The sequence below is a fragment of the Streptomyces sp. x-19 genome, assembly GCF_046549115.1.
In the GTDB taxonomy this organism is placed as follows: Bacteria; Actinomycetota; Actinomycetes; order Streptomycetales; family Streptomycetaceae; genus Streptomyces; species Streptomyces albulus_C.
In genome coordinates this window covers 1-14,268 of record NZ_JAJPWK010000027.1, presented here as the reverse complement: position 1 = coordinate 14,268, position 14,268 = coordinate 1, and the positions used below count along the sequence as shown (strand labels likewise).

Sequence of the window (14,268 nt, the reverse complement as noted above, 5' to 3'; positions counted from 1 at the left end):
CGCACCTGACGGGAAGTCAGTTCAGTGGTGCGGAGGCCGCTCCGCTGCCCTGGGCCCGGCCGCCCGCCGACCGGTTCAGCGCCCGCAGCGCGCCCCGCACCGCTTCCAGGTCCGCCGTGCCGGCCAATCCCGCGTGGTAGAGCCGCAGTTCGTCCGCGCCGAGGGCGGCGGCGTGCGCGGCGTCGGCGGCCAGCGTGGCGGGGCTGCCGCCCATCCCGCCGATGATCGTGAGGTTGGCGGCCAGCGTCGTGCCCGCCGGGCGGCGGGCGAACGGCCCCAGCGCCGTGGCCCGGGCCCCCTCGCCCCCGGTGCAGGGCACCACCACCCCGTCCGCGTGCGCCAGGACCCCCGCCGGGTCGACGCCGGCGTTGGGCCCGCACCGGTGCGGCGCGGGGTCCGCGTGCAGCAGCACCCGGAAGCCGTCCACCGAGGCGTGCGCCGCGGCGTCCCGCACGGCGTGCACCACCGCGCGCTGGAGCTCGTCCGCCACCCGCTCCCGCCAGGCGCGCACCGCGCCGGCCGGCCCCGTGCCGAGCAGGTCCTCGACGGCGGCCCACTCCCCGGCCCGGCCGGCGCCGTCCGGCCGCGCGGCCCCCGCCCACACCGGCTCCAGGGCCCGCCGCACCGCGGCCGCCACCTCGCCGCCGGGCAGGCCGAGGGCGGCGTACCCGGCGCGGCACACCGGGCAGCAGCACACCGACATCAGGTACTCCGCGGCGCCGCCCAGCCCGACCCCGGCGAGTTTGTCGTGGCCGTGCAGGTGGGCCAGCCCGTACCAGCCGCAGGACTCCAGCTCCACGCCCCGGGCGCCGGGGCGGACGGCGGCCTCCGCGGCGAGGCGGACGAGGTAGTCGCGCACCTCGGGGCGGGCGATGCAGGGCGCCCACGGGTAGCGGTCGCCGTAGGCGTTGCGGACGACCGAGGACGGGTGGTCGGCGCCGAGGCGGGAGTTGTGGGCCAGCACCACCCAGCCGTGCACCTCCAGGCCGGCCGCGGTCAGCGCCCGCGCGGCGGTGCCGAAGGGGTCCGGGTCGGCGACCCAGTCCTGGGTGTACGGGCGCAGCGCGCGGCCCGCCCAGCGCCCCGGGTCGGGCGGGTAGAGGACCGCGGAGTGCCGGGCGGTGACGATGCGGTGGCGGGGATGGCGCGGGGTGAGGGCGCGGGTGGAGTGGTAGGCGGCGGCCAGCGTGACCTGGTGGACGCCGAGTGCGGCGAGCCGGTCGGGGGCCTGCGGGTCGCCGACGACGTCCCAGGGGTAGGCGAAGGCGCCGACCCGCATCAGGCGCCGCTCCCGGGGGCGGCCGCGGCGAGTTCGAGGCCGTGGTCCAGGAGGCGGGCCAGGCGCTCGACGTGGGCGGGCCGCGGGTCGCTGAGCGGGGGGCGCACCCCGCCGACGGGCGGCCCGCCGCGCAGCCCCACGCCCGCCTTGACCAGCGAAACGGCGTAGCCGCGGCCCTCGTTGCGCAGTTCCACCAGCGGCCGGTAGAAGCCGTCCAGCAGTCGGGTGGTGGTGGCGTCGTCGCCCTCGCCCAGTGCCCGGTGGAAGGCGAGCGCGATCTCGGGGGCGAAGGCGAAGACGGCGGAGGAGTAGAGGCGGACGCCCAGGCCCCGGTAGGCGGGGCCGGTGAGTTCGGCGGTGGGCAGGCCGTTGAAGTAGCGGAACGGCCGGCCGGCGGCGTCGGTGCGGACCGCGCTGATGATGCGCTGGAGCAGGTCCAGGTCGCCCAGGCCGTCCTTGAGGCCGATGACGCCGGGGGTGCGGGCGAGGGCGGCGACGGTGTCGGGGGCGAAGACGGCGTTGTCGCGCTGGTAGACGATGACCGGCAGCGCGGTGGCGGCGGCGAGGGCGGCGTAGTGGCGCAGCAGGCCGGGCTGGTCGGCGCGGACGAGGTACGGCGGCATGGCCAGCAGGCCGTCGGCGCCGGCGGTCTGCGCGAGGCGGGCGAAGTGGGTGGCGAGCGCGGTGCCGTAGCCGGTGCCGGCCAGGACCGGGACCCGACCGGCGGCCTCGGCGACGGCCGCGGCGACGCAGGCGGCGTACTCCTCGGGGGCCAGGGCGTGGAACTCGCCGGTGCCGCAGCAGGCGAACACCGCACCCGCGCCGGCGTCGATGCCGCCGCGGACGTGTGCGCGGAAGGCGTCCAGGTCCAGTGCGCCGTCGGGCGCGAAGGCGGTCACGGGGAAGAACAGCAGTCCGTCGAGGCGGTCGGTGAGGTGGGGGGACCTCCCGGCGGCGGCCGGGCGAGGGTGTGCGGTCACGGGCTCTCCCTGACGTGCGCAGACGCGTTCTCGTATATGTTTATGATCGACGTCCATATTTCTGAACGGCGTCACGGTATTGCAGCCGAACTGGGCCGGTCAAGGGCCCCAAAGCCGCGCCGTACAAGCCGATTTGACCGTCCCGCCAAGGGTCTTGACCGGTCAGGATCGCCCTCCCTAGCGTTTCCCTCCGTCCGCCCCGTCCACCCACGTGAATCCTGGTCCGTACGGACGACCCGCCGCCCAGCCGGAGGAGTACCACCGTGACCGCACCCCGCACCGTCCTGCTCACCGGCGCCGCCGGCGGCGTCGGCACCCTCATGCGTGCCCTGTTGCCGCCGTACGGCTACCGGCTGCGGCTGTTCGACCGACGCCCGATCGACGGCGAACCGGACGCCATCACCGCGGAGTTGGCCGACGCCGAGGCGCTGCGTGCGGCGGTCCACGGGGTCGACGCCGTCGTCCACCTGGCGGGCATCTCCCTGGAGGCACCGTTCGAGGAGATCCTGCGAGCCAACATCGAGGGCACCTACCGGCTCTACGAGGCGGCCCGCGAGGCGGGCGTGCGGCGGGTGGTCTTCGCCTCCTCCAACCACGCCGTCGGCTTCACCCCGCGCCCGCCGGACGGCTCCGCGGCCATCCCGGTCGACACCCCGCACCGCCCGGACACCTTCTACGGCCTCTCCAAGGGCTTCGGCGAGGACCTCGCCGCCCTCTACTGGGACCGGCACGGGATCGAGACCGTCTCGCTGCGCATCGGCTCCTGCTTCCCGGAGCCGACCACGGTGCGGATGCTCTCCCTGTGGCTCAGCCCGGCCGACTGCGCCCGACTGCTGCACGCCGCCCTCACCGCCGACGGCGTCGGCCACACCGTCGCCTACGCCTCGTCCGCCAACACCCGCCTGTGGTGGGACCTGTCCAGCGCCCGCGCCCTGGGCTACGCCCCGCAGGACGACTCCGAGCCCTACGCCGCACGACTCCTCGCCGCCCAAGGGGAACTCGATCCCGACGACCCGGATCACGCCCACCTGGGCGGCACCTTCTGCACGAACCCACCCCTTCGGCGCCAGTCCTAGCCATTCATCCCCATTCCCGGGCGATATCCCCTCGTACGGAACCTCGTTCCCACCGCCCGGCGTCCTTGAGGGCACAACGTCCGCCGGCACCGCACCCAGGTGCCGACGGGCGCGAGCACACGACGCGAGAACGAGGTAACACACCATGGGCATCGTCAGCTGGCTCCTCCTGGGCCTGATCGCGGGCGTCATCGCCAAGGTCCTGCTGCCGGGCCGGGACCCGGGCGGCCTCGTCGGCACCACCCTCATCGGCATCGCCGGCTCCTTCATCGGCGGTTGGCTCTCGACCCGCTTCCTGCACCGCCCGATCCCCAAGGACTTCTACGACCCGGCCATGTGGGTCTCCGCGGTGGCCGGTGCACTGGTCCTGTTGATCGCCTACCGGCTGCTCTTCGGCAACTCCCGCGCCCGCCGCTGACCGGCGCCGACGCCCGCCCCGGCCGACCGTCGAGGCGGCACCCGCAGGGAACCGCGCACCTTCCCGGACCGTTAGGGCTGGCATGACCGCTATGACTCCTGGCTCGAACCTCCCGCTCACCGCCGCGCGGGTGGCGGTGACCGTCACCGCCCCCGTGCGGCTGGACGTGTCGGGCCTGCTGCTCACCGCCGGCGGCAAGGTGCGCTCCGACGACGACTTCGTCTTCTACAACCAGCCCGCGGGACCGGGCGTGAGCCACGGCACCACGCCGGCCGGCGACACCATCACGGTGGACACCGCCGCGGTGCCCGCGGACATCGACAAGGTAGTGATCACCGCGAGCCTGGACGCGCCCGGCGCGACCTTCGCCGGCACCGAGCCGACCGGCACGGTCCGCGACGCGGACGGCGGCGCCGTGCTGGCCACCTTCACCCCGCCGCAGCTGGGCGCCGAGTCCGCACTGGTGGTCGTGGAGGTCTACCGGCGCGGCGGCGGCTGGAAGGTCCGTGCGGTCGGCCAGGGGTACGCGGACGGACTCGCCGGCATCGCCACCGACTTCGGGGTGAGCGTGGAGGAACCGGCGACCCCGGCCGCCCCGCCCGCCCCCCAGGCCCAGGCCGCCCAGGCCGCCCCGCCGGCGCCCCCGGCCCCGCCGGCCCCGCAAGCACCGCCGGCGCCCGTCCCGCAGGACCAATGGGCGCCCCCGGCCGGTGCCCCGGCGCCGCTCGCCCCGCCGCCGCAGGCCCCGGCCCCCGCGGGCCCGCCCGCCACCGGCAAGGTCAACCTCGACAAGGGCCGGGTCAGCCTCCAGAAGAACCAGACCGTCTCCCTGGTCAAGGACGGCCGCCCGCTGCTCTCCACGGTCCGGATGGGCCTGGGCTGGGAGCCCGCCCGGCGCGGCCGCAGCATCGACCTGGACGCCTCGGTGATCGCCTACGGTCCCGACCGCGGCAAGGTCGACAGCTGCTACTTCGGCAAGCTGCGGATCCTCGACGCGGCGATCCAGCACTCCGGCGACAACCTCACCGGCGACGGCGCCGGCGACGACGAGGTGATCACCGTTCACCTCGGCGGGATCCCCCCGGAGGTCACCGGCCTGGTCTTCACCGTCAACTCCTTCTCCGGCCAGAAGTTCTCCGACGTCGCCAAGGCGTACTGCCGACTGACCGACGCGCAGACCGGCGAGGAGTTGGTCCGCTTCGACCTGACCGGCGCCGAACCGCGGACCGGCGTGATGATGGCCAAGCTCATCCGCCAGTACTCCGGCGAGTGGGAGATGACCGCGCTCGGCTCCTTCGTCGACGCCCGCACCGTGCGCGGCATGGTCAAGCCCGCGGCCGCCGCGCTGTAGGGCGCTCCCCCGGCGGTGCGGGCGCCGGCCCGCACCGGCCGGACGGCCGGTCACCCCCGACCGGCCAGCCCCGCCAGCCCCGCCAGCCGCTCGAAGGACTCCAGCAGCGCCGCCCGGTCGTAGGTGCTGGTCGTCACCAGCACCTCGTCCGCCGCGGTCCGCTCGACCAGCGCCCCGAGCTCCGCCGCGACCTGCTCCGGCGTGCCGTGGACGTGCCCGCGCAGCGCGGCCGCGTAGCCGTCCCGCTCGCGTGCGGACATCCCGTCCCCGGCCACCTCCCGCTCCACGTCCGCCGCCGGCCGCAGCGGCGGGAACACCCCGTGCGTGCGCGCGAACGCCATCGCCCGGGCCTCCGGCACGAGCAGCCGCCGGGCCCCGGCCGTCGTCCCGGCCACCGCCACCGTCCCAGAGATCACCACGTAGGGCCGCGGCCAGAGTGCGGACGGGCGGAACGCCGCTCGGTACTCCTCGACCGCCGCCAGCACCCTCTCCGGCGCCCGGAAGTCGCCGATCACCAGGGCCAGGCCGGCCCGCGCCGCCACCTGCGCCCCCGCGCCGGTGGCCAGCACGAACGCCGGCACCGTGAGCCCCTCGGCGGGCCGGGCGTGCACCTGGGGATGGGCGGTCTGCGCGCCGGTGAAGTAGCCCAGCAGTTCGGCCAGCTGCGCCTCGAAGCCCTCGGCGGCGTCCTTCTCGGTGCCCAGCGCCCGGCGGATCCCGCCGGTGAAGCCGACCGAGCGGCCCAGCCCCATGTCGATCCGGCCCGGGAAGAGGGACGCCAGGACCCCGAACTGCTCGGCGACCACCAGCGGCCGGTGGTTGGGCAGCATCACCCCGCCGGTGCCCACCCGGATGGCGGTGGTGGCCGAGGCCACCGCGGCGGCCAGCACGGTGGGCGCCGAGCCGGCGACACCGGGCACGCCGTGGTGCTCGGCCACCCAGAACCGGTGGTACCCGAGCCGCTCGGCGTGCCGGGCCAGCTCCACGGTGTCCCGCAACGCCGTGTCGGTCGGATGCCCTTCCCTGGTGCGGGAGCGGTCCAGGATTGAGAATTGTGTCGTCCGCATCGTCGAGCTCACCTCCCCTTCAACACCGCCACGCGCCCAGGATTCCGTCCCCGCGCGCCCTCGGCCCCCTCCCCCCACGGCTCACCACGAGGAGCGTCCGATGACCGAGCAGCCGCCCCCGACCGGCGGATCCGGCCGGTCCGGGCCCCCCGACCACCCGGACGGCGCAGCCCGCCCGGACCTTCCCGAGCGGGTCGCCGCCACCTACGGCGCGGAGGACCTCAGCGCCGTCACCGCCTTCACCGGCGGGTTCATCAACTTCGGCTACTGGGCCTGGCTGCCCGAGCTCGCGGGCCGGCCGCTGACCGAGGAGGACCGGCTCCGCAGCGAGCAGGACCTCTACCGGTTGGTGCTGGACACCGTGGACCGGCCGCGCGACCGCACCGCCCTGGAGGTCGGCTGCGGGCGCGGCCTGGGCTGCGCGCTGGCCCTGCGGGAGTTCGACTTCGGCACGGTGATCGGCCTGGACGCCCATCCGGACCAGATCGCCCGCGCCCTGGAGGCCAACGCCGGACTGCTCGCGGCGGACGCCGGTCCCCGCCGGCTGGAGTTCGTGCTGGGCCCGGCCCAGCGGATGCCGCTGCCGGACGCCTGCACCGACGTCGTCTACTCCGTGGAGGCCGCCCAGCACTTCCGCGACCTGGCCGGCTTCGCCCGGGAGGCGGTGCGGGTGCTGCGCCCGGGCGGCCAGTTCGCGCTGGCCACCTTCTTCGCCCGGGTCCCGGAGGCGGTCCGGGTGCTGCCCGAACTGCTGCCCCCGTACGCCAACGGGCTGGACGTGACGCACCTGGTGGACGACGTGGCCGCGGCGCTCGACGGGGCGGGGCTGGTCGACGTCGCGGTGACGCCGATCGGCGACGGCGTCTGGGAACCGTACGACCGCTACATGGCGGAACGCCCGGAGCTGCGCGACAAGTGGCCCCGCCAGTATCTGACGGCCTACCAGACCGGTCTGCTGGACTACTACCTGATCACGGCCGCGGCCCCGGCCGGCTGAGCGCCGGCCGGGCCGCCGCGGCTCAGCCGGCCTGCTGCGAGCGCGCCTTGAAGGCGGCCTTGCGCGCCTCCTTGGCGGCCTTCTTGTCCGGGTGGAGCCGGCCCATGGCCTCCAGCACGTCCGCGGTAGCCGGGTGGTCCACCCGCCAGACCGCGTCGAAGAACCCACTGTGCTGGTCGCTCAACCCCTGGACCAGCTCCCGGAGTTCGGCGTTCGCCTCGTCGTCGGCGTCGCCGAGCTGGGCCGCGATGGTGTCCACCGTCAGCCAGAAGACCAGCTCCTGGGACGGCTCGGGGATGTCGGGCAGTCCGCGCTCGGCGAGCCAGACCCGGGCCAGCCCGCCCAGGTGCCGGTCGTCGAGGACCTCGCGCAGCGCCGGTTCGGCCTCGGGGGCGACCAGCGAGAGGGTCTGCTGGGCGGCGAGCCGGCGCAGCGGGCCCCGCGCGTCGTCGCCGCGGGCCGCCGCGAGCAGGTCCCGGGCGGCGTCCAGCGGGGCGCGGGCGGTCAGCCACTGCTCGGACTCCGCCTGGGCCAGCACCTCGGGGTAGTCGGGCAGCGCCGCCAGCAGGGCGTCGGCGCTCTTGTCGGCCAGGTCGCCGACGGCCGGGGCGTCCACGCCGGCGTCGAGCATCCGGGCGCGGACCGCCCAGACGCCGAGCGGGGTGAGCCGGACCAGGCCGTAGCGGGCGACGTCCTCGTCCGCCAGCGGCTCGGCCGCGGTCACCGTCTCGCCGTCCTCGTCCAGCTCCTCGATCAGCGCCTCGTCGACGGGCCGGTAGGCGACCAGGCCGATCGGCTCCAGCACCCGGAACTGGTCGTCGAGCCGCATCATCGCGTCGGAGACCTCTTCGAGGATCTCGTCGGTGGGCTCGTCCATGTCGTCCGGAACGATCATGGAGGCGGCCAGTGCGGGCAGCGGGACGTCCTGGCCGGGGTCCTCGCCCAGGGCGCTGAGGAGGTAGAGGTTGCCGAGGATGCCGTCCAGCAGCTCGGCCTCCTCCTCGGGGTTCCAGTCGATCGCGTCCAGGTCCAGCTCGCCGCCCTCGGCGAGCTGGTCGGCGATGTCGGAGAGGTCGGGCGCGACCGCGTCCGCGAGCACGGTCTCCATGCCGCCGAGCCAGATGTCCAGGACGTCCTGCGGGTCGCCGGCCGTGAGCAGGCCCAGCTCCTCACCGGGGGTGGCGGTGCCGACCGCGGCGTCGTCGGGCAGGTGCGCCGCGTCGGCGGCGTCACCGTCCTCGTCCTCGTCCTCGTCCTCGGTGATCTCCACCAGTCCGGTGTCCACCGCCAGCTGCCACGCCTCGGCGGTGTAGGCGGGGCCGTCCTCGTCGGCGGCCAGGCCCAGGTGCTCGGTGGCCGCGGCCAGCGCCTTCTCGACCAGCTCGCCGCCGACACCGACCGGGACGCCGGAGTCGGCCCAGTGGGCCAGCTTGGCGGCCCTGGCCAGCAGCGGAGCGCTCAGCGCGGCACGGGCCAGCTCCGCTTCGGAATGCAGCCGCACCGGCGGCATGGTGGGGCGGTCTGCGGACATCTGGTTCAGCTCCTCGACGGACGGCGGCTGGTGCGCCGCCCAAGCGTAGACGGAATTCTCCCCATCTCGGACGGTTCACCTCCCCGTACGCTCCCGTCCACCGGGAGAACCTTGACAACTCCCTTGCGCCCCAAGGAGATTGACGCGCGTAGCGAGCGCCGGTCCCGCTCCGCCACTCCCTCCTACCCCCCTCTCCCCGGAGGCATTGATGCCATCCCGTCGTACGCTCCGCAGACCGGTCGTCCTCAGTGCGGTGGCCGCCTGCGCCGCCCTCACCGGCGGCCTGCTCAGCGTGCAGTCCGCCTCGGCGGCCGGCACCCGGATCCACGACATACAAGGCAGGACCCGGATATCCCCGCTGGCCGGCAAGCAGGTCAGCGACGTTCCCGGCACCGTGACCGCGATCCGGGCGTTCGGCTCGTCCCGCGGTTTCTGGGTGCAGGACCCGCACCCCGACGACGACCCCGCCACCAGCGAGGCGATCTTCGTCTTCACCGGAAAGGAGACGCCCGCGGTGGCGGTCGGCGACGCGCTGACCTTCAGCGGCACGGTCACCGAGTACTACCCGGGCGGCAAGGACGCCGGCGGTCAGTCCGTCACCGAGGTCACCGGCGCCACCTGGAAGGTCACCGCGAGCAACCAGCCGCTGCCGGCCCCGGTCAAGCTCAACGCGTCCGCGATCCCCGCGGCGTACGCGCCGGACGCCGGCGGCCAGAGCATCGAGGCGCGCACCCTCCAGCCCACGAAGTACGCGCTCGACCGCCTGGAGTCGCTGGAGGGCATGCGGGTCGCGGTCGCCGACGCCCCGGTGGTCGGCCCCACCAACACCCACAACGAGCTGTGGGTGACCGCCACCCCCCAGCACCACCGCACCGCCCGCGGCGGCACGCTCTACGGGTCGTACGCCGACCCCAACGGCGGCCGGATCAAGGTGCAGTCGCTCATTCCGTTCTCCCAGCGGCCGTTCCCGGTCGCCAACGTCGGCGACCAGCTGAACGGCACCACCGCCGGCCCGCTGGACTACGACAACTTCGGCGGCTACACCGTCCAGGCCACCGAGTTGGGCACGCTCGCCGCGCACACCCCGGCGCCCGAGGTCACCCGCAAGCAGAAGGCCGGCGAGTTGGCAGTGGCGACGTACAACGTCGAGAACCTCGCCCCGGACAACCCGCAGACCAAGTTCGACCGGCTGGCGAAGGGGCTGGTGCACAACCTCGCCGCCCCCGACGTGGTGGCCCTGGAGGAGGTCCAGGACGACAGCGGCGCCACCGACGACGGCACGGTGACCGCGGGGGCCACCCTGAAGAAGCTCACCGACGCCATCAAGGCGGCCGGCGGCCCGGCCTACGAGTGGCGGGCGATCGACCCGCAGAACGACCAGGACGGCGGCCAGCCCGGCGGCAACATCCGCGTGGCGTTCCTGTTCAACCCGCAACGGGTGGCGTTCACGGACGTCCCGGGCGGCGACGCGACCACGCCGGTGAAGGTGGTCGACGACCACGGCCGGGCCGGACTGTCCGCGTCGCCGGGGCGGATCGCGCCGACCGACGCGGCGTGGAAGGCCAGCCGCAAGCCGCTGGTCGGCGAGTTCGCGCTGCGCAGCGCGCCGGATCGCCGGGTCTTCGTGATCGCCAACCACTTCAACTCCAAGGGCGGCGACCAGGGCCTGGACAGCCGTTTCCAGCCGCCGGCCCGGACCTCGGAGACCCAGCGCACCGCCCAGGCGAAGCTGGTCAACACCTTCGTCAAGGACCTGCTGGCCAAGGACCCCAAGGCCGACGTGGTGGTGGCCGGGGACCTCAACGACTACCAGTTCTCCCCCGCGTTGAAGACGCTCACCAGCGGCGGCGTGCTCACCGACCAGGTCACCAAGCTGCCGGCCGCCGAGCGCTACAGCTACGTCTACCAGGGCAACTCCCAGGTGCTGGACCACCTGCTCACCAGCAAGGCACTGACCCGCACCGACTACGACGTGGTGCACATCAACGCCGAGTACGCGGACCAGACCAGCGACCACGACCCCCAGGTGCTGCGCCTGACGCCCTGACCACCCGACTCCTCCCCCTCGCCTCACCCGGGGTGACCTTCACCTCACTCCACCAGCCCACCTCCGGGGGCCAACTGCGCCCGGGGGTGCGGTACTGGGCGGGTAAGCATCGTTTCGGCGAGACAAAAGGAGTCATGATGCCGAAGTCGCAGAACCGTAAGTCGGGCAAGCAGGACCGGGCCGCGGAGCGGCGCTCCGAGCAGCACCGGCCGCAGGCGGAGGAGTCCGCCGCAGAGCGCACCCAGGACCTGAAGCCGCGGTCGCGCAAGGCTGACTGACGCGAAGAGGGCAGTACGCCGAAGCGGCCGTCGCACCTCACGGGTGCGGCGGCCGCTTCCCGTCGTGCGGGCGCCGGCAGGGCGCGCGGTCACCAGGCGGCGGGCACCGCCGCCCGGCCGTCGGACTCGTCCCCGTCGACCGTCGCCGGCCCGGCCTCCGACTCCACGGGCAGCAACTCCCGCACCAACAGGGTCGCCCCGGCCACCGCGCCCGGCATCAACACCACCGCCGCGAACGGGATCAGGAACAGCAGCACCAGCGGGGTCCCGAAGCCGACCGCCAACCAGCGCCGGCCGCGCAGCAGCCGCAGCCGTTCGCGCACCGGCACGTCCCGGCGCTGCATGGCCACCGTGGTCAGCTCCACCGCGAGGAAGAAGCCGGAGACCCCGAAGCCGACGACCGGGACGACGGTCTGGCCGACGAACGGCAGGAAGCCCAGCAGGAAGAGCAGCACCCCGAAACCGGCGGCCCGCAGCAGCACGTGCACCATGTCCCGCAGCGCGACGGCGATCTCCCGCCACAACGGGCGGTCCGGCCCGGGCGGGCAGCCGCCCTCGCTCTCCTCGACCCGCTCCGAGAGCGACTCGTAGAAGGGTTCGCCGATCAGCAGCGTGACGGCGGTGAAGGTCAGCACCGACAGCGTCAGTCCGCCGGCGAACAGCAGCGCCACGAACAGCCCGCGCAGCAGCCCCTGCCACGGCGCGCCCCAGCCGTCGGCGAACGGCGTCGCCCAGGCGGCGAGGTCGCCGGAGTACAGCCCCAGCACGGTGAGCAGCCCCGCGTACAGCACCAGCGCGACCAGCGCGGGCAGCAATCCGAACCCCCACCACCGGCCGTGCCCCGCGACCCAGCGCACGCCCCGGCCCAGGTACCGCATCCCCGCTACAAGATCACGCATGGGGTCACCCTATCGGCGCGGTGCGCCAGTTGACCGGTCCGGGACAACAACCGACCGGCCGCGGGCCCCGACGGGATCGGACGAAAACACGCCCCGGGCCCGGCGGGGTGGCCGCCGGGCCCGGGGCGATGACCGTGGGACGGTGCCCGGTCAGTTGTGGCTGTGCAGGATCTCGTTCAGACCGCCCCAGACCGCCTTGTTCGGACGGGCCTCCACGGCGCCGGTGGTGGAGTTGCGGCGGAAGAGGATGTTGTCGGCGCCGGAGAGCTCCAGCGCCTTGACGATCTGGCCGTCGGGCAGCGTGACGCGGGTGCCCGCGGTCACGTACAGACCGGCCTCGACCACGCACTCGTCGCCCAGCGCGATGCCGATGCCGGACTCGGCACCGAGCAGGCAGCGCTCGCCGATCGCGATGATCTGCTTGCCGCCGCCGGAGAGGGTGCCCATCGTGGAGGCGCCGCCGCCGATGTCGCTGCCGTCGCCGATCACCACGCCGGCGCTGATCCGGCCCTCGATCATCGAGGTGCCCAGCGTGCCGGCGTTGAAGTTGACGAAGCCCTCGTGCATGACGGTGGTGCCGGCCGCGAGGTGGGCGCCCAGCCGCACCCGGTCGGCGTCGGCGATCCGGACGCCGGCGGGCGCCACGTAGTCGGTCATCCGCGGGAACTTGTCGACGCTGGTGACCTGGAGGTGCAGGCCCTCGGCGCGGGCGTTCAACCGGGCCGTCTCCAGCTGGTCGACGGGCACCGGGCCGAGCGAGGTCCAGGCGACGTTGGCCAGCAGGCCGAAGACGCCCTCCAGGCTCTGGCCGTGCGGCTTGACCAGGCGGTGGCTGAGCAGGTGCAGGCGCAGGTAGGCGTCGTGCGCGTCCAGCGGCTTGTCCGCCAGGGAGGCGATGACCGTGCGGACGGCCACGACCTCCACGCCGCGGACCGGGTCCGGGCCGATGGCCTTCAGGGCGGCGGCGCCCAGCAGCTCGGTGGCGCGGTCGTCCGCCAGCTGCTCGGTGCCGGCCGGGCCGGGCGCGTCGACCAGCTCGGGCGCGGGGAACCAGGTGTCGAGAACGGTGCCGTCGGCGGCGACGGTGGCGAGCCCGGCGGCGACGGCGCCGGTGGTACGGGGAGTTGCAGCATCGGTCATGCTGGAAACCTAACCGGAGCCGGCCCGTGGTGGCGAACCGGTCTCAGCGATCGGTCCCCGGCCGTGCGCTCGCCCCCGGGGCCCAGCTCGCACGGCGGTGGGCGCGCGACCGCGCCTACCCCGCCGACCGGTCACCGGACGGCCCCAGCACCCCCGCCAACCCCTCGCGCACCACGTCCGGCTGGAAGGGCTGCCCGGTGAGCAGGTGCTGGAGCATCAGCCCGTCGGTGAAGGCCACCACCGCCCGGGCGGCGGCCCGGTCACCGGTCCGCCGGGCGAGCAGCGTCACCATCTCGTCCAGGCACTCGGCCGCGATCGGCCGGACCGCCTCGTGGCGCAGCGCCGCCAGGTACAGCTCGTACTCCAGCTCCACCCGCGCCCGGTCCCCGGCGAGGGTCTCGGCGACCAGGCGGGCCGCCTCGTCGGCGAGCGGCACGGACGGGTCGATCCCGTCCACCCAGCGCGCGAAGTCCGCCAGCCACCAGCCGTTGGCCTGCCGCAGCGCGGCGACCAGCAGGTCGTCGAGGGTCGCGAAGTGGTACGTCGTGGAACCCAGCGGGACGTCCGCCGCGGTGGCCACCGCGCGGTGGCTGAGCCCGGCGATGCCCCGCTCCCGGACCACCGCGATCGCCGCGTCGATGATCCGCTGTCGCCGGTCCGGGTCGTAGCGGCGGGCCATCAGTGCGCCCCGTCGAGGTTGAGCACCACGACCCCGGCTATCACCAGCAGTACCCCGAGGATCTTGAGCGCGCTGGTGCTCTCGCCCAGGAACACCATGCCGATGGCGGCGATCAGCGCGGTGCCGGCCCCGGCCCAGATCGCGTACGCGGTCCCGACGCTCATCGTCTTCAGGGTCTGGGCGAGCAGCGTGAAGGCCAGCACGTACCCGAGGGCGGTGCCGAGCGAGGGCCACAGCTTGCTGAAGCCGTGGCTGTACTTCATCAAGGTGGTGGCGAGGATCTCGGAGAGGATCGCGCCGGCGAGCGTCAGGTAGGCCATGCGGACGAGCGTACACAGCGTTGCGTACGGGCGTACACAACGAGGAGCGCCCCCGCCGTGACCGCACCGACCGGCGTCGGAGCCCACAACGACACCACGGCCGTGGCCCCCCGCGCACCGGGGGGGCCGCCCCGGGGGAGCGGGCGGGGGGCCGCCGGAGGGCCCCGCAGAGCGGGAAGCCCCCCGCGCGCAGCGGCGCGCCGCCG

14 protein-coding genes are annotated in these 14,268 nt (G+C 74.6%); 6 read left to right on the top strand and 8 right to left on the bottom strand.

Annotation, left to right across the window (positions count from 1 at the left end):
* Positions 1 to 16 precede the first annotated feature (16 nt).
* Both ACLJT4_RS35705 and ACLJT4_RS35700 read right to left on the bottom strand, forming a co-directional pair.
* Positions 17 to 1,279: a hypothetical protein gene (locus ACLJT4_RS35705; RefSeq protein WP_411128903.1), complete on the bottom strand. Its 1,263-nt coding sequence runs from the start codon at positions 1,277 to 1,279 to the stop codon at positions 17 to 19.
* Positions 1,279 to 2,259: a 5-dehydro-4-deoxyglucarate dehydratase gene (locus ACLJT4_RS35700; RefSeq protein WP_411128901.1), complete on the bottom strand. Its 981-nt coding sequence runs from the start codon at positions 2,257 to 2,259 to the stop codon at positions 1,279 to 1,281. The genes ACLJT4_RS35705 and ACLJT4_RS35700 overlap by 1 nt, the downstream gene beginning before the upstream one ends.
* 263 nt (positions 2,260 to 2,522) lie before the next feature.
* Here ACLJT4_RS35700 and ACLJT4_RS35695 point away from each other — a divergent pair, with 263 nt between their 5' ends.
* The 3 genes from ACLJT4_RS35695 to ACLJT4_RS35685 all read left to right on the top strand — a co-directional run bounded on the left by ACLJT4_RS35695 (position 2,523) and on the right by ACLJT4_RS35685 (position 5,104).
* Entirely contained in the window at positions 2,523 to 3,335 is an 813-nt protein-coding gene (locus ACLJT4_RS35695) for an NAD-dependent epimerase/dehydratase family protein (RefSeq protein WP_411128899.1), read from the top strand.
* Positions 3,336 to 3,480: 145 nt separating this feature from the next.
* Entirely contained in the window at positions 3,481 to 3,753 is a 273-nt protein-coding gene (locus ACLJT4_RS35690) for a GlsB/YeaQ/YmgE family stress response membrane protein (protein ID WP_275465201.1), read from the top strand.
* A gap of 91 nt (positions 3,754 to 3,844) precedes the next feature.
* Entirely contained in the window at positions 3,845 to 5,104 is a 1,260-nt protein-coding gene (locus ACLJT4_RS35685) for a TerD family protein (RefSeq protein WP_411128897.1), read from the top strand.
* Positions 5,105 to 5,154: 50 nt separating this feature from the next.
* Here the strand turns inward: ACLJT4_RS35685 and ACLJT4_RS35680 are convergent, their stop codons facing one another.
* Positions 5,155 to 6,171: an LLM class flavin-dependent oxidoreductase gene (locus tag ACLJT4_RS35680; RefSeq protein WP_411128895.1), complete on the bottom strand. Its 1,017-nt coding sequence runs from the start codon at positions 6,169 to 6,171 to the stop codon at positions 5,155 to 5,157.
* Between the two features lie 100 nt (positions 6,172 to 6,271).
* On the opposite strand from ACLJT4_RS35680, the gene ACLJT4_RS35675 reads away from it, so the two are divergent.
* Entirely contained in the window at positions 6,272 to 7,168 is an 897-nt protein-coding gene (locus ACLJT4_RS35675) for a class I SAM-dependent methyltransferase (protein WP_411128893.1), read from the top strand.
* A 22-nt stretch (positions 7,169 to 7,190) separates the two neighbouring features.
* On the opposite strand, the gene ACLJT4_RS35670 is transcribed toward ACLJT4_RS35675, so the two are convergent.
* On the bottom strand, positions 7,191 to 8,699 hold the full coding sequence (locus ACLJT4_RS35670; RefSeq protein ID WP_411128891.1) for a hypothetical protein: 1,509 nt from the start codon (positions 8,697 to 8,699) through the stop codon (positions 7,191 to 7,193).
* Positions 8,700 to 8,907: 208 nt separating this feature from the next.
* Between ACLJT4_RS35670 and ACLJT4_RS35665 the strand changes: the two genes are divergently transcribed.
* Together ACLJT4_RS35665 and ACLJT4_RS35660 are read left to right on the top strand one after the other, a co-directional pair.
* The gene (locus tag ACLJT4_RS35665; protein WP_411128889.1) at positions 8,908 to 10,746 is read left to right on the top strand and encodes an endonuclease/exonuclease/phosphatase family protein; all 1,839 of its coding nucleotides are present in this window, start codon (positions 8,908 to 8,910) and stop codon (positions 10,744 to 10,746) included.
* A gap of 134 nt (positions 10,747 to 10,880) precedes the next feature.
* Positions 10,881 to 11,024, top strand: a complete 144-nt coding sequence (locus tag ACLJT4_RS35660) for a hypothetical protein (protein WP_020929965.1) — start codon at positions 10,881 to 10,883, stop codon at positions 11,022 to 11,024.
* Between the two features lie 89 nt (positions 11,025 to 11,113).
* Here the strand turns inward: ACLJT4_RS35660 and ACLJT4_RS35655 are convergent, their stop codons facing one another.
* From ACLJT4_RS35655 to ACLJT4_RS35640, 4 genes are all read right to left on the bottom strand, one after another.
* Complete coding sequence (locus ACLJT4_RS35655) at positions 11,114 to 11,923, bottom strand: EI24 domain-containing protein (RefSeq protein WP_411128887.1); 810 nt, start codon at positions 11,921 to 11,923, stop codon at positions 11,114 to 11,116.
* Positions 11,924 to 12,073: 150 nt separating this feature from the next.
* Positions 12,074 to 13,063 (bottom strand): 2,3,4,5-tetrahydropyridine-2,6-dicarboxylate N-succinyltransferase, encoded by a 990-nt coding sequence (gene dapD / locus ACLJT4_RS35650; protein WP_411128885.1) that lies wholly within the window; start codon positions 13,061 to 13,063, stop codon positions 12,074 to 12,076.
* Positions 13,064 to 13,178: 115 nt separating this feature from the next.
* On the bottom strand, positions 13,179 to 13,742 hold the full coding sequence (locus tag ACLJT4_RS35645) for a TetR/AcrR family transcriptional regulator (RefSeq protein WP_411128883.1): 564 nt from the start codon (positions 13,740 to 13,742) through the stop codon (positions 13,179 to 13,181).
* Positions 13,742 to 14,062 carry a DMT family transporter gene (locus tag ACLJT4_RS35640; protein ID WP_275465192.1) on the bottom strand — a complete coding sequence of 107 codons (321 nt, stop codon included), beginning with the start codon at positions 14,060 to 14,062 and terminating at the stop codon, positions 13,742 to 13,744. Before ACLJT4_RS35640 ends, ACLJT4_RS35645 begins: the two co-directional genes overlap by 1 nt.
* Between the last annotated feature and the right edge of the window lie 206 nt (positions 14,063 to 14,268).